The organism is Citrobacter sp. Awk 4 (assembly GCF_028069725.1).
Taxonomy (GTDB): domain Bacteria; phylum Pseudomonadota; class Gammaproteobacteria; order Enterobacterales; family Enterobacteriaceae; genus Citrobacter_D.
The window spans coordinates 84,095-100,699 of sequence record NZ_JANEWG010000001.1; the positions used below are offsets into that span (position 1 = coordinate 84,095).

The 16,605-nt window shown below is 52.6% G+C and carries 13 protein-coding genes; 6 read left to right on the forward strand and 7 right to left on the reverse strand.

All coding sequences use genetic code 11. From position 1 onward, the window contains the following. Positions 1 to 2: 2 nt before the first annotated feature. Positions 3 to 794 carry a DUF2950 family protein gene (locus tag NNO04_RS00385; protein ID WP_271443040.1) on the forward strand — a complete coding sequence of 264 codons (792 nt, stop codon included), beginning with the start codon at positions 3 to 5 and terminating at the stop codon, positions 792 to 794. A gap of 126 nt (positions 795 to 920) precedes the next feature. On the opposite strand, the gene traT is transcribed toward NNO04_RS00385, so the two are convergent. The 5 genes from traT to pdhR all read right to left on the reverse strand — a co-directional run bounded on the left by traT (position 921) and on the right by pdhR (position 8,961). Next, positions 921 to 1,652: a conjugal transfer complement resistance protein TraT gene (gene traT / locus NNO04_RS00390; RefSeq protein WP_271442977.1), complete on the reverse strand. Its 732-nt coding sequence runs from the start codon at positions 1,650 to 1,652 to the stop codon at positions 921 to 923. A 194-nt stretch (positions 1,653 to 1,846) separates the two neighbouring features. After that, a complete protein-coding gene (lpdA, locus tag NNO04_RS00395; RefSeq protein ID WP_162381056.1) occupies positions 1,847 to 3,271 on the reverse strand; it encodes a dihydrolipoyl dehydrogenase in 1,425 nt (474 codons plus the stop codon). 199 nt (positions 3,272 to 3,470) lie between these two features. Then, complete coding sequence (gene aceF / locus NNO04_RS00400) at positions 3,471 to 5,357, reverse strand: pyruvate dehydrogenase complex dihydrolipoyllysine-residue acetyltransferase (protein ID WP_271442978.1); 1,887 nt, start codon at positions 5,355 to 5,357, stop codon at positions 3,471 to 3,473. A 14-nt stretch (positions 5,358 to 5,371) separates the two neighbouring features. Next, positions 5,372 to 8,035: a pyruvate dehydrogenase (acetyl-transferring), homodimeric type gene (gene aceE, locus NNO04_RS00405; protein ID WP_271442979.1), complete on the reverse strand. Its 2,664-nt coding sequence runs from the start codon at positions 8,033 to 8,035 to the stop codon at positions 5,372 to 5,374. A gap of 161 nt (positions 8,036 to 8,196) precedes the next feature. After that, positions 8,197 to 8,961: a pyruvate dehydrogenase complex transcriptional repressor PdhR gene (gene pdhR / locus NNO04_RS00410; RefSeq protein ID WP_162381051.1), complete on the reverse strand. Its 765-nt coding sequence runs from the start codon at positions 8,959 to 8,961 to the stop codon at positions 8,197 to 8,199. A gap of 593 nt (positions 8,962 to 9,554) precedes the next feature. Between pdhR and aroP the strand changes: the two genes are divergently transcribed. The 3 genes from aroP to NNO04_RS00425 all read left to right on the forward strand — a co-directional run bounded on the left by aroP (position 9,555) and on the right by NNO04_RS00425 (position 13,441). Then, positions 9,555 to 10,928 (forward strand): aromatic amino acid transporter AroP, encoded by a 1,374-nt coding sequence (aroP, locus tag NNO04_RS00415; RefSeq protein ID WP_271442980.1) that lies wholly within the window; start codon positions 9,555 to 9,557, stop codon positions 10,926 to 10,928. A 156-nt stretch (positions 10,929 to 11,084) separates the two neighbouring features. Next, positions 11,085 to 12,491, forward strand: coding sequence for a glycoside-pentoside-hexuronide (GPH):cation symporter (locus NNO04_RS00420; RefSeq protein ID WP_271442981.1), 1,407 nt, complete (start codon positions 11,085 to 11,087; stop codon positions 12,489 to 12,491). Then, a complete protein-coding gene (locus NNO04_RS00425; protein WP_271442982.1) occupies positions 12,491 to 13,441 on the forward strand; it encodes a glycoside hydrolase family 43 protein in 951 nt (316 codons plus the stop codon). The genes NNO04_RS00420 and NNO04_RS00425 overlap by 1 nt, the downstream gene beginning before the upstream one ends. An 81-nt stretch (positions 13,442 to 13,522) precedes the next feature. Here NNO04_RS00425 and ampE read toward each other — a convergent pair whose 3' ends face one another. Both ampE and ampD read right to left on the reverse strand, forming a co-directional pair. After that, positions 13,523 to 14,377 carry a beta-lactamase regulator AmpE gene (gene ampE / locus NNO04_RS00430; RefSeq protein ID WP_271442983.1) on the reverse strand — a complete coding sequence of 285 codons (855 nt, stop codon included), beginning with the start codon at positions 14,375 to 14,377 and terminating at the stop codon, positions 13,523 to 13,525. Next, a complete protein-coding gene (gene ampD, locus NNO04_RS00435) occupies positions 14,374 to 14,937 on the reverse strand; it encodes a 1,6-anhydro-N-acetylmuramyl-L-alanine amidase AmpD (protein ID WP_271442984.1) in 564 nt (187 codons plus the stop codon). The genes ampE and ampD overlap by 4 nt, the downstream gene beginning before the upstream one ends. Before the next feature lie 87 nt (positions 14,938 to 15,024). Here ampD and nadC point away from each other — a divergent pair, with 87 nt between their 5' ends. Further along, positions 15,025 to 15,918, forward strand: coding sequence for a carboxylating nicotinate-nucleotide diphosphorylase (nadC, locus tag NNO04_RS00440; RefSeq protein ID WP_271442985.1), 894 nt, complete (start codon positions 15,025 to 15,027; stop codon positions 15,916 to 15,918). Positions 15,919 to 16,161: 243 nt separating this feature from the next. Beyond that, positions 16,162 to 16,599, forward strand: coding sequence for a prepilin peptidase-dependent pilin (gene ppdD / locus NNO04_RS00445; protein WP_271442986.1), 438 nt, complete (start codon positions 16,162 to 16,164; stop codon positions 16,597 to 16,599). The last annotated feature ends 6 nt before the right edge of the window (positions 16,600 to 16,605 follow it).

Below are 16,605 nucleotides of genomic sequence, written 5' to 3' on the forward strand. Positions count from 1 at the left end.
TGATGAAAAAAATCATGTTAAGTGCCCTGCTGCTGTCATTGCCTCTGATGAGCCACGCGCAGCAGTTGTTCTCTTCTCCCGAAGAGGCGGCAAAAGCCTTTGCTGATGCCGTTGCCCAGCAAAATGAAACGCATCTTAATGCTGTGTTAGGCGACAACTGGCAACAGTATCTCCCGCCGGAAGGGGCTGACCCGGAAGCGGTCGCTCGCTTTAATCGAGACTGGAAGGTCAGTCATCACATTGTAAAACAAGAAAATATAGCGCATCTGAATGTCGGGCAAGAAGACTGGCAGCTGCCCGTCCCTATTGTCAAAACCAGCAAAGGCTGGCATTTCGATATGGCTGCCGCAGAGGATGAGATCCTCACCCGCGCCATCGGTCGTAATGAACTGTCGGCCATACAAGCAATGCGCGCCTATGTTGACGCCCAGTACGACTACTGGCAGCGCAAACAGGTTTTCGCCACTAAATTGATCAGCAGCGAAGGTAAACAGGATGGCCTGTACTGGCCGATAAAACCCGGAGAAGACCCAAGCCCATTAGGGCCGGCATTCAGCCCGGTGGTGCCAGGTACCGGTTATCATGGCTATCACTTTCGCATCGTCAAAAGCAATGATGAGAAAGGATTCGCGCTGCTGGCATGGCCGGTGGAATGGGGAGAAACGGGTGTGATGAGCTTTATGGTGAATCAGGACGATCGGGTTTATCAGGCCGATCTAGGTGACGATACCGTAGAGAAAGTAACGGCTATCACCCAATATACCGAGGATGCGCCCTGGACACCGGTAGAATAGCCAACATAAAAAAAGCAGCGTATCGCTGCTGACTGCTCATAATCCCCGTGTCAAAACACGGGGATTATTGTCTGTAGATCCCAGAATTACTCCAGCGATTCGCCTTTTTACGGGTACAGAGCCAAATTACAGAATGTTGGCAACAGATTTTGCCAGTTGCGCTTCCAGCACCGGTTTCGCCTCTTCAAACTTCAGGTTAACTTTGTTGGCGTTAGACACGACGCGAGTCTGGTATTTCGCACGCTCGCCCTTTTCACTACTGGTTTGCAGCTTGATGCCGGAGGTGCCCTGACGCAGCGCAGCAATGTTATCCGTGGTGACTTTCGCTTTGCTACGTTCGGAAATTTGCAGGTCGGTTACCATGGTGTAGTTCACATCTTCGACCATCGCATCAGCGGCCATCCCGATCAGACCCGCCGCCAGCCCCACGCCCAGCGCAGCACCGGAGGAATTGCTGTTATAAGCGGTGATACCCGCCCCCAAAGCCGCACCCATCGCGGCACCTTCATAACCGGTTTTCAGGAATCCCTGAGCTTCGCGCAGATCCATTTTATCCGCTTTCAGCACGTTAGCCTGAACCCAGTAATACGCGCTGTCCGGTGAACTGGTCACTTTATAGCCCTTCGCTGACAGATCATTTGCCAGCAAGGTTTGCAGGTTGCTCATGTCTTTATCAGAAGTGTTTTTGACCTGAATGTAGACGGTCTTTTCGCTGGAAGGCTCCAGCCAGATGGTTTCACTCATCTGCGTTTTCACTTCAAGGTTACGTTTTTTCACTGCAGTGGTCATTGCACCGCAGCCGGTCAGCGTCATTGCCGCGACGACCATGCCAACAACCGCGATTTTTTTTAAAGACATGTTTTTTCCTTTCTTCGTGTAATGAGAGTCCAGATCCCAGTAAGCGCGCAGCCAGAAGCCACACAATGGTGAACGGGTTATCGGCAGAAGAGAGGATTTTTTTAGGGTTAAAATCAACAAGATGACTACCAGAACAGGTAGCTTTCAGGCAAAAAAAACGCCTCCGAAGAGGCGCTTTCACAAAAGTCAGAAAATTACTTCTTCTTCGCTTTCGGGTTTGGTAGGTCGGTGATGCTGCCTTCGAACACTTCTGCCGCCAGGCCCACGGACTCATGCAGAGTCGGGTGCGCGTGGATGGTCAGCGCGATATCTTCAGCGTCACAGCCCATTTCGATTGCCAGACCGATTTCACCCAACAGCTCACCGCCGTTGGTACCGACAATCGCGCCACCGATCACACGGTGAGACTCTTTGTCGAAAATCAGCTTGGTCATACCGTCTGCGCAATCGGAAGCGATAGCACGGCCAGAAGCTGCCCACGGGAAGGTGGCGGTTTCATAGCTGATGCCTTTCTCTTTCGCTTCTTTCTCAGTCAGACCGACCCATGCAACTTCTGGTTCAGTGTAAGCGATGGATGGGATCACTTTCGGATCGAAGTAGTGTTTCTTACCGGCGATAACTTCAGCGGCAACGTGACCTTCGTGAACACCTTTATGCGCCAGCATCGGCTGACCGACGATATCGCCGATAGCGAAGATGTGCGGTACGTTGGTACGCAACTGCTTGTCTACGCGGATGAAGCCACGCTCATCCACTTCCACGCCAGCTTTGCCTGCGTCGAGGTTTTTACCGTTCGGCACACGACCGATAGCCACCAGCACGGCATCATAACGCTGTGCTTCAGCAGGCGCTTTTTTGCCTTCCATGGAAACGTAAATACCGTCTTCTTTCGCTTCAACGGCAGTCACTTTGGTTTCCAGCATCAGGTTGAATTTCTTGCTGATACGCTTGGTGAAGACTTTCACAACATCTTTGTCTGCCGCCGGGATAACCTGGTCAAACATTTCAACCACGTCAATCTCTGAACCCAGCGCATGGTACACAGTACCCATTTCCAGACCGATAATACCGCCGCCCATCACCAGCAAACGCTTCGGTACAGTTTTCAGCTCCAGTGCGTCGGTGGAATCCCATACGCGCGGATCTTCATGCGGAATAAATGGCAGTTCAATCGGACGGGAACCCGCCGCGATGATAGCGTTGTCAAAGTTGATGACGGTTTTGCCGTTCTCGCCTTCAACTTCCAGGGTGTTCGCCCCGGTGAATTTACCCAGACCGTTGACCACTTTCACTTTACGGCCTTTCGCCATACCGGCCAGACCGCCAGTCAGCTGAGTGATCACTTTCTCTTTCCAGGTACGAATCTTGTCGATATCGGTTTTCGGCTCGCCGAAGACGATACCGTGGTCAGCCAGCGCTTTGGCTTCTTCGATAACTTTAGCAACGTGCAGCAGCGCTTTAGAAGGGATACAGCCCACGTTCAGACAAACACCACCGAGGGTGCTGTAACGTTCTACAATTACGGTTTCCAGACCTAAATCAGCGCAACGGAAGGCCGCAGAATAACCTGCCGGGCCTGCCCCAAGTACCACGACCTGAGTTTTGATTTCAGTACTCATCATGACCTCTTAATTTATTTCCGGCGATCCCTGGTCTTGTCGCCCATCATCCACCGGGTCGTTCTATCCGCCCGTAGTGTACAAAAATGTTAACATTTTTGAAACAACAAACGGCAAACGAATTGTCTTTGTCACCCAATAACCCCACAACCTACATGAGATTACCAGAAAAAAGCCGGCCGTCAGGCCGGCTTTTCGATTACATCACCAGGCGGCGAATATCAGACAGCGTGTTGTTGATGATGGTGATAAAGCGCGCACCATCAGCACCGTCGATCACACGGTGGTCGAAGGAGAGAGAGATTGGCATCATCAGACGCGGAACAAACTCTTTCCCGTTCCATACCGGCTCCATTGCCGATTTAGAAACACCGAGGATAGCCACTTCCGGCGCGTTCACAATCGGCGCGAAGTGGGTGGTACCCAGGCCGCCGATGCTGGAGATAGTGAAGCAACCGCCCTGCATTTCGCCAGCCGTCAGCTTACCATCACGCGCTTTTTTGGAGATGGTGGTCAGTTCGCGAGACAGCTCGGTGATGCTCTTCTTGTTCACGTCTTTAAAGACCGGAACCACCAGGCCATTCGGGGTATCAACCGCCACACCGATGTTGATGTATTTCTTCAGCGTCAGACGCTGACCATCTTCGGACAGAGAGCTGTTGAAGCGAGGCATCTGCTCAAGCGCCGCCGCAACGGCTTTCATGATGAAGACAACCGGGGTGAATTTCACGTCCAGTTTGCGCTTTTCAGCTTCGGCGTTCTGCTGTTTACGGAACGCTTCCAGATCGGTGATATCGGTTTTGTCGAAGTGCGTAACGTGCGGGATCATCACCCAGTTACGGCTCAGGTTAGCACCAGAGATTTTCTGGATACGACCCAGTTCCACTTCTTCGATTTCGCCGAACTTGCTGAAGTCAACCTTCGGCCACGGCAGCATGCCCGGGATACCGCCACCCGCTGCGGCAGCCGGAGCCGCTTCAGCGCGCTTGATAGCCTCTTTCACGTAAGTCTGAACGTCTTCGCGCAGGATACGACCTTTACGGCCTGTGCCTTTCACTTTCGCCAGATTCACACCGAACTCGCGCGCCAGACGGCGAATCAGCGGGGTCGCATGAATGTAAGCGTCGTTCTCAGCAAACTCAGATTTGCCTTCTGCAATCGCTGCCGGTGCCGCTGCTTTAGCAGCCGGAGCCACAGCGGCAGCAGCTGGTGCTGGAGCAGCAGCCGGAGCCGCAGCAGGCGCAGCGCCTTCCACTTCGAAGACCATAATCAGAGAACCGGTTTTCACTTTATCGCCGGTGCTGATTTTGATTTCTTTCACGGTGCCCGCAAACGGCGCCGGAACTTCCATAGAGGCTTTGTCGCCTTCTACAGTGATCAGCGACTGCTCAGCGGCAATTTTGTCGCCCACTTTGACCATCACTTCGGTCACTTCAACTTCGTCGCCACCGATGTCCGGTACGTTTACTTCTTTAGAACCGGAAGCCGCAGGAGCCGCTGCTGCTGGTGCAGCCGCCTGTGCTGGCGCAGCAGCAGGTGCAGCACCCGCCACTTCGAATACCATAATCAGAGAGCCGGTAGACACTTTGTCGCCGGTGCTGATTTTGATCTCTTTAACCACGCCCGCGAACGGAGCCGGGACTTCCATAGAGGCTTTGTCGCCTTCAACGGTGATCAAGGATTGTTCAGCGGCAACGGTGTCGCCGACTTTCACCATGATCTCAGTGACTTCAACTTCGTCACCGCCGATGTCCGGTACATGAACATCTTTCGCCGCGGCAGCAGCAGGTGCTGCTGTCGGAGCCGCTTCTTTTTTCGCTTCTGCCGGAGCAGGTGCAGCTGCTGCTGCACCGTCGGCGGAATCGAAAATCATGATCAGTTTGCCGGTCTCGGTTTTGTCGCCGACAGAGACTTTGATCTCTTTAACAACGCCAGCCTGCGGAGACGGAACTTCCATAGAGGCTTTGTCGCCTTCTACGGTGATCAGCGACTGTTCTGCGGAAACGGTGTCGCCCACTTTGACCAGGATCTCGGTGATTTCAACTTCATCTGCGCCGATGTCCGGTACTTTGATTTCGATAGCCATTATTCTTTTACCTCTTACGCCAGACGCGGGTTAACTTTTTCTGCATCGATGTTGAATTTGGCGATTGCGTCCGCAACCACTTTCTTATCGATTTCGCCACGTTTAGCCAGTTCGCCCAGTGCCGCTACTACCACATAGGAAGCATCAACTTCGAAGTGGTGACGCAGGTTTTCACGGCTGTCAGAGCGACCGAAACCGTCGGTACCCAGTACGCGGTAATCATCAGCCGGTACATAAGTACGAACCTGTTCGGCAAACAGTTTCATATAGTCAGTAGATGCCACAGCCGGAGCGTTGTTCATCACCTGAGCGATGTACGGAACGCGCGGAGTTTCCAGCGGGTGCAGCATGTTCCAGCGCTCACAATCCTGGCCATCACGCGCCAGTTCAGTGAAGGACGTGACGCTATACACGTCAGAACCTACGCCGTAGTCGTTCGCCAGGATCTGCGCTGCTTCACGGACGTGACGCAGGATAGAACCGGAGCCCAGCAGCTGAACTTTACCTTTGCTACCTTCGAGGGTTTCGAGTTTGTAGATACCTTTACGGATACCTTCCTCGGCACCTGCTGGCATTGCCGGCATGTGGTAGTTTTCGTTCAGCGTGGTGATGTAGTAGTAAACGTTCTCTTGTTTCTCACCGTACATACGCTCCAGACCATCGTGCATGATGACCGCAACTTCGTACGCGTAAGACGGATCGTAAGAGATACAGTTCGGGATAGTCAGAGACTGAATATGGCTGTGACCATCTTCGTGCTGCAGACCTTCGCCGTTCAGCGTCGTACGACCAGAAGTACCACCGATCAGGAAGCCGCGAGCCTGCTGGTCACCTGCTGCCCAGCACAGGTCGCCGATACGCTGGAACCCGAACATGGAGTAGTAGATGTAGAACGGGATCATCGGCAGATCGTTGGTGCTGTAAGAGGTTGCAGCGGCCAGCCAGGAAGAACCTGCGCCCAGCTCGTTGATACCTTCCTGCAGGATCTGACCTTTCTCGTCTTCTTTGTAGTAAGCAACCTGCTCACGGTCCTGCGGGGTGTACTGCTGGCCGTTCGGGCTGTAAATACCGATCTGACGGAACAGACCTTCCATACCGAAAGTACGCGCTTCGTCAGCGATGATCGGCACCAGACGATCTTTGATCGACTTGTTCTTCAGCATCACGTTCAGGGCACGAACGAAAGCGATAGTGGTGGAGATCTCTTTGTTCTGCTCTTCCAGCAGCGCACCGAAGTCTTCCAGGGTAGGCAGTTCCAGCTTCTCAGTGAAGTTCGGCTGGCGGCTCGGCAGGTAGCCGTGCAGTTTCTGACGCTGAGCGTGCAGATAGGTGTGCTCTTCAGAACCTTCCGGGAAGGTAATGTAAGACAGTTTTTCAACCTGCTCGTCGGTGACTGGAACGTTGAAACGGTCGCGGATATGACGCACGCCGTCCATGTTCATTTTCTTCACCTGGTGCGCGATGTTTTTACCTTCGGCGGTGTCGCCCATGCCGTAACCTTTAATGGTATGGGCGAGGATGACAGTAGCTTTGCCTTTGGTTTCCTGCGCTTTTTTCAGTGCAGCGTAAACTTTCTTCGGATCGTGACCACCACGGTTCAGTGCCCAGATCTGCTCATCAGTCCAGTCAGCGACCAGCGCTGCGGTTTCCGGGTATTTACCGAAGAAGTGCTCGCGAACGTAAGCGCCATCTTTGGATTTGAAGGTCTGGTAGTCACCGTCAAGGGTTTCGTTCATCAGTTGGATCAGTTTACCGCTGGTATCTTTACGCAGCAGCTCATCCCAACGACCGCCCCACATCACTTTAATCACGTTCCAGCCAGCACCCGCGAAGATGCCTTCCAGTTCGTTGACAATCTTGCCGTTACCGGTGACCGGGCCGTCAAGACGCTGCAGGTTACAGTTGATAACAAAGACCAGGTTGTCCAGCTTTTCACGGGTAGCGATGGTGATCGCACCTTTGGATTCCGGCTCATCCATCTCGCCGTCGCCCAGGAACGCGTAAACGGTCTGTTTAGAGGTATCTTTCAGGCCACGGTGTTCCAGATATTTCAGGAATTTAGCCTGGTAGATTGCACCGATTGGGCCCAGACCCATAGAGACGGTCGGGAACTGCCAGAATTCCGGCATCAGTTTCGGGTGCGGGTAAGAAGACAGACCTTTGCCATTCACTTCCTGACGGAAGTTGTCCATCTGCTCTTCAGTCAGACGGCCTTCGAGGAATGCACGTGCGTAAACGCCCGGGGAGATGTGACCCTGGAAGTACACCAGGTCGCCGCCATCCTGCTCGTTGCGTGCACGGAAGAAGTGGTTGAAGCAAACATCATAAACGGTTGCGGAAGACTGGAAGGATGCCATGTGGCCCCCCAATTCCAGATCTTTTTTAGACGCACGCAGCACGGTCATGATGGCGTTCCAGCGGATAGCAGAACGAATACGGCGTTCCAGCTCCAGATTGCCCGGGTATTCCGGCTCATCTTCAACGGCAATAGTGTTTACATAATTGCTGGCCCCTGCACCTGCAGCCACTTTCACGCCGCCTTTGCGGGCTTCAGAAAGAAGCTGGTCAATCAGATACTGAGCACGCTCAACACCTTCTTCACGGATGACCGATTCGATCGCCTGTAGCCAGTCGCGAGTTTCGATCGGATCCACGTCATTTGGGAAACGTTCTGACATGGGGGTATTCCTTATCTATCTAATACGTTGAGTTATCTGGAACCTGTCCCATTGCATTTTCGCTGGAAAACGCAATAAGACAGGTTCTGCGTTTAGTTGCCGCGCGTTAAATAGCGCTTGATTTACAACATCTTCTGGTTAACTTTCTACCAGAAAAATCACTAATTCTTTCGCTGCTCCAGGCGGCGTAAGGCGCGTTCACGACGGCTTTCCTCACGGCTTCGGTCCAGGAGAATCTCTTCGATAAACGCCAGGTGACGGTGCGACGCTTCACGCGCCTCTTCGGGATTCCCGGCGATAATCGCTTCAAAAATGCGAGTACGGTGACCGCTTACCAGCGGCAGCATCTCCCGACGCGCATACAGCAATTCAAAGTTTTGACGAACGTTTTGCGCCAGCATCGGCTCCATACATCTCAGTAAATGGAGCAACACCACATTGTGCGCCGCTTCAGTGACCGCAATTTGATACTGGAGGACCGCGTCGGACTCTGCGTCCAGATCGCCGGACTGTTGCGCCAGTTCAATGGCATGGTGGAGTTCACGAATGCGAGTCTTGTCTTCATCCGTGCTGCGCAGTGCCGCGTAGTATGCAGCAATGCCTTCCAGCGCATGGCGCGTCTCGAGCAGGTCAAACTGGGATTCAGGGTGATCGGAGAGCAGTTCTACCAGTGGGTCGCTAAAACTCTGCCACAAACTGCTCTGAACAAAAGTCCCGCCGCCCTGGCGACGAAGCAGCAGACCCTTCGCTTCGAGACGTTGGATCGCCTCGCGTAAGGAGGGTCGGGAGACATCGAACTGTTTTGCCAGTTCGCGTTCCGGTGGGAGTTTTTCGCCGGGGCGTAAAGTCCCCTCAAGAATTAAAAACTCCAGCTGCTGCTCAATCACATCGGATAATTTAGGTTGGCGAATTTTGCTGTAGGCCATGATTCCCTGTCTTAAGCCATTTGCCCGGAGTCAATTGGTCTTACCAATTTCACGTTCGTGACGCTAAAGTAACAAAGTATTCACCTTCTGTCCATACAGGTTTTGATTGAAATCAGTAAACCAAGCACATTTTAACAAGATTACAGAAATAACGTTTCAAACATGTAACCATGCACAAATGTTAAATTTACCCACGGGCAAGAAGATTTAACGTAATTGAAACGGAAAAATATCCCATCTGAACCGATTCACCTGCTTAGTTATTAATTTCAACTGCCTAAACACCGAATAAATATGCATATTGCAAACAGAGCTTTCGGTGAGATGGCATTTACAAATGGTTTCTTTTTATTCAAGTCGTCTCCCACCCTTCATAAAGCAGGTGCATTCGCGCCCGCATACCATTATTCTGAATAAGACAAAAGTCTTTGTGTAACATTTTAGATTTCACGACTGTAAACAAAACAATACAACAAACGGAATTGCAAACTTACACACGCATCACTGCGTAGTTCAAAAATAATGACTCAAAATAGTGCGGGCAGCGCCGAAGCCGCCTGGAATATGAAGAGTAAAACCACACACGAGGTTTCATGATGGATGGTCAACAGCATGGCGAGCAGCTAAAGCGCGGCCTTAAAAACCGCCATATCCAGCTCATCGCTTTGGGTGGCGCGATAGGCACCGGGCTGTTCCTGGGTAGCGCTTCCGTTATTCAGTCTGCAGGGCCCGGCATTATTCTGGGTTATGCGATCGCCGGTTTTATCGCTTTTTTAATCATGCGTCAGTTAGGTGAGATGGTCGTTGAAGAGCCGGTAGCGGGCTCCTTCAGCCATTTTGCCTACAAATATTGGGGTGGATTTGCAGGTTTTGCCTCCGGATGGAACTACTGGGTACTGTACGTGCTGGTTGCGATGGCGGAACTGACCGCCGTTGGGAAGTATGTCCAGTTCTGGTGGCCGGAAATCCCGACCTGGGTCTCAGCTGCCGTCTTCTTTATTGCCATCAACGCCATTAACCTGACCAACGTCAAAGTGTTCGGTGAAATGGAGTTTTGGTTCGCCATTATTAAGGTTATCGCTGTTGTAGCGATGATCCTGTTCGGCGGTTGGTTGCTGTTCAGCGGCAACGGTGGTCCGCAGGCCAGCGTCAGCAACTTGTGGGATCAAGGCGGCTTCCTGCCACATGGCTTCACCGGACTGGTCATGATGATGGCCATCATCATGTTCTCGTTTGGCGGTCTTGAATTAGTCGGGATCACCGCTGCGGAAGCGGATAATCCGGAGCAAAGTATCCCGAAAGCCACTAACCAGGTTATCTATCGTATCCTGATTTTCTATGTGGGTTCGCTGGCCGTCCTGCTCTCTCTGATGCCCTGGACGCGTGTAACCGCTGACGTCAGCCCATTCGTTCTGATCTTCCACGAACTGGGCGACACCTTTGTGGCGAATGCGCTGAACGTTGTGGTACTGACCGCCGCTCTTTCTGTCTATAACAGTTGCGTGTACTGCAACAGCCGTATGCTGTTCGGCCTGGCTCAGCAGGGCAACGCGCCGAAGGCGTTGATGAGTGTCGATAAACGTGGCGTGCCGGTGAACACTATTCTGGTTTCTGCGCTGGTCACCGCCCTGTGCGTACTGATCAACTACCTGGCGCCAGAATCTGCATTTGGTCTGTTGATGGCGCTGGTGGTCTCTGCGCTGGTCATCAACTGGGCCATGATAAGCCTCGCGCATATCAAGTTCCGCCGCGCTAAAGAACAACAGGGTGTCACCACCCGCTTCCCGGCGCTGTTTTATCCGTTAGGTAACTGGATCTGCCTGATTTTCATGGCGGCAGTGCTGGTGATTATGCTGATGACGCCAGGTATGGCGATCTCCGTTTGGCTGATCCCGGTCTGGCTGGTGATCCTGGGCGTCGGTTATCTGTGCAAACAGAAAACCGCTAAAGCCGTAAAAGTGCATTAATCTTCTCTACCCTCACCCGCCTGGGTGAGGGTTGTTACCTGCCTCACACTTTCCCGCGCATAGCTATTTTGTCCATATCCGTGACGTTTTACTGTAACGCAATAACCCACAACGGGGCGAATAATCCTCTTTACACCTGATAGGGGAGAATTCTCAATGGAAACGCGTAAGCTGTCTGTAAGAGAAAAGATCGGTTATGGCATGGGTGACGCCGGATGTAACATCATCTTTGGCGCTATTATGCTGTTTGTTAACTATTTTTATACGGATATATTTGGTCTGGCTCCGGCACTGGTCGGCGTGTTGCTGCTTTCTGTGCGCGTCATTGACGCCGTCACTGACCCGATTATGGGGGCTCTGGCAGACCGGACGCGCAGCAAATACGGGCGTTTCCGCCCCTGGTTACTGTGGATTGCCTTTCCCTATGCCCTGTTTAGCGTACTGATGTTTACCACACCTGAGTGGAGCTACAACAGCAAGGTTATCTATGCGTTTGTCACCTATTTCCTGTTATCCATCACTTACACCGCCATCAACATTCCCTATTGCTCTTTAGGCAGTGTGATTACCAACGACCCGAAAGAGCGCGTCGCCTGTCAGTCTTATCGCTTTGTACTGGTGGGGATCGCAACCCTGCTGCTGTCGCTCACGCTCTTACCGATGGCAGACTGGTTTGGCGGCGAAGACAAAGCCAAAGGTTATCAGATGGCGATGACCGTGCTGGCTTTTATCGGCATGTGCATGTTCTTGTTCTGCTTCGCCACCGTGCGCGAGCGTGTACGTCCGGCGGTCCCGACCAACGACGATTTAAAAGCGGACCTCAAAGACGTCTGGAAGAACGACCAGTGGGTTAAAATCCTGCTGTTAACCCTGTGCAATGTTTGCCCCGGATTTATTCGCATGGCGGCTACCATGTATTACGTCACCTGGGTTATGCAACAGAGTACCCATTTCGCAACGCTGTTTATCAGCCTGGGCGTGGTCGGTATGATGGGAGGCAGTATGCTGGCGAAAGTGCTAACGGATCGCTGGTGCAAATTGAAGGTATTTTTCTGGACCAACATCGTACTGGCGATTTTCTCCTGCGCGTTTTACTTCCTCGACCCGCATGCGACAACAACGATTGTCGTACTGTACGTGCTGCTCAATATTCTCCATCAGATCCCTTCTCCACTGCACTGGTCACTGATGGCGGACGTCGATGACTACGGCGAATGGAAAACAGGTAAACGTATCACCGGGATCAGTTTTTCCGGCAACCTGTTCTTCCTGAAATTAGGTCTGGCGATTGCCGGGGCGATGGTGGGCTTCCTGCTCTCCTGGTACGGCTACGACGCGGGAGCAAAAGCGCAAAGTGACAATGCCATCAATGGCATTATGCTGCTGTTCACGATCATTCCTGGTATTGGTTACCTGATCACTGCGGGCGTGGTCCGCCTGCTGAAAGTCGATCGTGAACTTATGCAACAGATTCAGGCCGATCTGGAGAAACGTCGCATCAACTACCGCGAACTCAACGAGTATCAGGACATTCAATCTGCAGAAACAGTAAGGAAAGCCTAATGCACACCTGGCCAAATCCGTTTATTGAGCAACGCGCCGATCCGTTTATCCTCCAGGACGGCAGCCATTATTACTTCATTGCTTCCGTACCGGAATACGATCGCCTGGAGATCCGTCGGGCCAATTCGCTGGAAGGATTGCGTGACGCCACGCCCGTTGTGGTTTGGCGTAAACCAGAAAGCGGCCCAATGAGCGAACTGATCTGGGCGCCAGAACTGCACCGCATTGAAAATAAGTGGTACATCTATTTTGCCGCCGCGCACACCCAGGCACTCGACTCTTTAGGCATGTTCCAGCACCGCATGTTCGCTCTCGAGTGTGCAAATGCCGACCCGCTCACTGGCGTTTGGGTTGAAAAAGGCCAGATCACAACTCCATTCGACACCTTCGCGCTGGATGCCACCACCTTTAACCATCAGGGTAAACAGTGGTATCTGTGGGCGCAAAAATCGCCGGATATCGCCGGAAACTCGAACATCTATCTTGCTGAGCTATCCAATCCGTGGACGCTCAAAGGTGAGCCGGTCATGCTGAGTAAACCCGAGTATGACTGGGAATGTCGAGGTTTCCTGGTCAACGAAGGCCCCGCCGTTTTACGACACGATGACACACTATTTATCAGCTATTCGGCCAGCGCCACGGATGAAAACTACTGTATGGGGTTGCTGTGGATTGCGGCAGATGCCGATCCACTGAACCCGGATAACTGGCAAAAATCACCGCATCCGGTCTTTACCACCAGCGATGAAAACCGCCAGTACGGCCCAGGGCATAACAGTTTTACAAAAACACCGGAGGGAGAAGATGTGCTGATTTATCACGCACGTAACTACACCGAAATCGAAGGCGATCCGCTCTACGATCCTAATCGTCACACCCGCCTGAAGTTAGTTCACTGGAAGGAAAACGGGATGCCTGATTTTGGCATCCCGCCTGCAGACACGCTTTGAATGATTGCCCGGAAGCGCAAAGCGACCGGGCCAATATCTTTTGTAGGCCGGATAAGCGCAGCGCCATCCGGCAACAATGGCCTAAATCAGCGTCCCATAAATCGTCAGCAGTGCTATCACTACCACCACCACAAACGACGTCTTCTTCGCCATAGAAACCGCGGCTTTCGGCGTTTCCACTTTGCCCGTATGCGACTCCCGCGCCAGTGAGAACTGCGCCAGACGCGTCAGCACCTGATACTGCGAGGTGTGCAGATCCGTCAGCGATGCAAACCAGGCAGGTAGCGCCTTCTCACCGTGCCCCAGCAAGGCATAAACCACACCAGCAAGACGCACAGGGATCCAGTCCACCACATGCAGAATGGCATCAACCCCTGATTGCAGACGCTGATGCGGACTCTGATAACGCGCCAGCCAGGATTGCCATGCACGTAAAAAGGCGTAACCCATGAGTGTCACGGGTCCCCACGAACCACCGACAATAAACCAGAACAGCGGCGCCAGATAGAAACGAAAGTTAATCCATAACAGCGCATTTTGCAGTTCACGCAGAAACTCGCGCTCATTGCACTCCGGTGGAACACCGTGGATCAGCGTCAACTCGCTGGCCATCGCCTCACGTGCATGCGCGTCATCACGAGAAGCCGCATTCAGATAGGCGTGATAATGCAGACGCACTTTACCAGCACCGACACAGAGCAGACCGATCAGGATCCAGACCGCAAGCGTTGGGGCATTGAACAGTAAACCTTGCAGTGAGCGCAGCAGCAAAAAGGTGATACCCATTGCAATCGCCGTCATTCCCAGCGTTCGCAGCATCGAAAAATGCTTAATGCGGCGGAATAACGCCTCCAGTCGGTGATCGAGGTGCCAGTGCTCACCCAGCTTAAACAGGCGCTCAACAATCAGCACCAATAATGTTGTAAACAGCGTCATGTCATCTCCTTGTGCGACGAGGGGGTGACCAGAGCGCGAAACTTCGCCCAGTCAAACGATGGGCCAGGATCGGTTTTACGCTCAGGCGCGATATCGCAATGTCCGGTCATGTTGTTGGCTATTGCCGGGTAAAGCGCAATTAGCGTACGCGTCACTGCGGCCAGTTGCTGATACTGTTCATCGCTATAGGCCAACGTGTCTGTACCTTCCAGCTCAATACCGATGGAAAAATCATTACAGCGCTCACGCCCGTGATAATTCGACACCCCTGCATGCCATGCTCGCTTATCGAAAGGAACATACTGGACGATTTCGCCATCGCGGCGAATCAGACAATGGGCAGAAACACGCAGGTGCGCAATCCCGGCAAAAAACGGGTGGGCATCGGGATCCAGAGTTCCTGTGAATAATGCATCAATCCAGGGGCCACCAAACTCACCGGGCGGTAAGCTGATATTGTGCACCACCAACAATGAAGGGATTTCGTCATCCGGGCGGCAATCGAAATGCGGAGAGGGGACGCGTCGCGCCTCTGCCAGCCATCCCTTGTCTAACAACATGCAAGATCTCCTTAAATGTGGTGCTGATATCCGGTTCAGAGTAGCATGTTTCTACCTTATGATTCGTTAGCAATTTGGAGTTTTATCATGCCGCCTCGCCGCTATAACCCTGACTACCGACGTGACGCGCTGCTGGAACGCATAAATCTGGATATCCCTGCCGCTGTAGCCCAGGCGCTGCGCGAAGATTTAGGCGGAGAAGTTGACGCCAGTAACGATATTACCGCGCAACTTCTGCCAGAGAACACTCGTTCCCATGCTATCGTGATTACCCGCGAAGATGGCGTATTTTGCGGCAAACGCTGGGTTGAAGAGGTCTTTATTCAACTGGCAGGCGACGATGTAAACCTTACCTGGCATGTCGCAGATGGCGATAGCATCAAAGCCAACCAACCGTTATTTGAACTTGATGGCCCGTCTCGTATTCTGCTGACAGGTGAACGCACTGCGCTAAATTTCGTTCAAACACTCTCTGGCGTTGCCAGTGTGGTACGCGAATATGTCGATCTGCTTGCTGGCACAAATACCCAGTTACTGGATACCCGCAAAACGCTGCCTGGTCTGCGCACTGCGCTAAAATACGCGGTACTCTGCGGCGGCGGCGCAAACCATCGGTTAGGTCTTTCTGACGCATTCTTGATCAAAGAGAACCACATTATTGCCTCTGGTTCCGTACGCCAGGCCGTTGAAAAAGCGTTCTGGCTGCACCCGGATGTTCCGGTAGAAGTCGAAGTTGAAAATCTGGATGAGCTGGACGACGCACTGAAAGCGGGCGCAGATATCATCATGCTGGACAATTTCGAAACAGATCAAATGCGTGAGGCGGTTAAACGCACTAACGGTCAGGCGCGACTGGAAGTTTCAGGTAATGTGACCCATGAAACCCTGCGTGAATTTGCCGAAACGGGTGTCGATTTCATCTCCGTAGGCGCACTCACCAAACACGTGCGCGCGCTGGATCTCTCCATGCGCTTTCGTTAATAGCGGATTGCATTGCTCGATGGCGCTACGCTTATCGGGCCTGGCATCCTCGCTTCTTTTGTAGGCCGGATAAGGCATTTACGCCGCCATCCGGCATTTTCTTCGAGCCTCTTCGCAAATGTTCTGTCTGGCTTTGAAACCAACATAAATACGCCTGAACCCGCCTTCCCGTTCTGTTTTTTGTCTCTCGCCGTTACCCCGCCTGTTTGCCACAGTAGCGCCAGCTAACTCAAGGAGCAGACAATGGACAAGCAACGCGGCTTCACGCTTATCGAATTGATGGTCGTCATTGGCATCATCGCCATTTTAAGTGCAATTGGTATTCCGGCTTACCAGAACTACCTGCGTAAAGCGGCACTGACCGACATGCTGCAAACATTCGTCCCCTATCGCACAGCAGTAGAACTGTGCGCGCTGGACCACGGCGGGATGGATACGTGTAATGCCGGTACCAATGGTATTCCGTCCCCCACAACCACCCGCTATGTCTCCGAAATGAGCATAGCGAAAGGTGTCGTCATCCTTACCGGACAAGAAAGCCTCAATGGTCTGAGCGTCACCATGACGCCTGGCTGGGATAACGCTAACGGTATTACTGGTTGGACACGCGTTTGCGCGATCCAAAATGACAGCGCATTGCAGCAAGCCTGCGAAGACGTTTTTCGCTTTGACGCCAATTGAGGTTCA

Excerpts from the sequence above, each read along its gene's own strand:
- aceE (WP_271442979.1), bottom strand. The coding sequence starts at position 8,035 with ATGTCAGAACGTTTCCCAAATGACGTGGATCCGATCGAAACTCGCGAC.
- traT (WP_271442977.1), bottom strand. The coding sequence starts at position 1,652 with ATGTCTTTAAAAAAAATCGCGGTTGTTGGCATGGTCGTCGCGGCAATG.
- NNO04_RS00425 (WP_271442982.1), top strand. The coding sequence starts at position 12,491 with ATGCACACCTGGCCAAATCCGTTTATTGAGCAACGCGCCGATCCGTTT.
- aceF (WP_271442978.1), bottom strand. The coding sequence starts at position 5,357 with ATGGCTATCGAAATCAAAGTACCGGACATCGGCGCAGATGAAGTTGAA.
- pdhR (WP_162381051.1), bottom strand. The coding sequence starts at position 8,961 with ATGGCCTACAGCAAAATTCGCCAACCTAAATTATCCGATGTGATTGAG.
- nadC (WP_271442985.1), top strand. The coding sequence starts at position 15,025 with ATGCCGCCTCGCCGCTATAACCCTGACTACCGACGTGACGCGCTGCTG.
- ppdD (WP_271442986.1), top strand. The coding sequence starts at position 16,162 with ATGGACAAGCAACGCGGCTTCACGCTTATCGAATTGATGGTCGTCATT.
- ampE (WP_271442983.1), bottom strand. The coding sequence starts at position 14,377 with ATGACGCTGTTTACAACATTATTGGTGCTGATTGTTGAGCGCCTGTTT.
- ampD (WP_271442984.1), bottom strand. The coding sequence starts at position 14,937 with ATGTTGTTAGACAAGGGATGGCTGGCAGAGGCGCGACGCGTCCCCTCT.
- NNO04_RS00420 (WP_271442981.1), top strand. The coding sequence starts at position 11,085 with ATGGAAACGCGTAAGCTGTCTGTAAGAGAAAAGATCGGTTATGGCATG.
- aroP (WP_271442980.1), top strand. The coding sequence starts at position 9,555 with ATGATGGATGGTCAACAGCATGGCGAGCAGCTAAAGCGCGGCCTTAAA.
- lpdA (WP_162381056.1), bottom strand. The coding sequence starts at position 3,271 with ATGAGTACTGAAATCAAAACTCAGGTCGTGGTACTTGGGGCAGGCCCG.
- NNO04_RS00385 (WP_271443040.1), top strand. The coding sequence starts at position 3 with ATGAAAAAAATCATGTTAAGTGCCCTGCTGCTGTCATTGCCTCTGATG.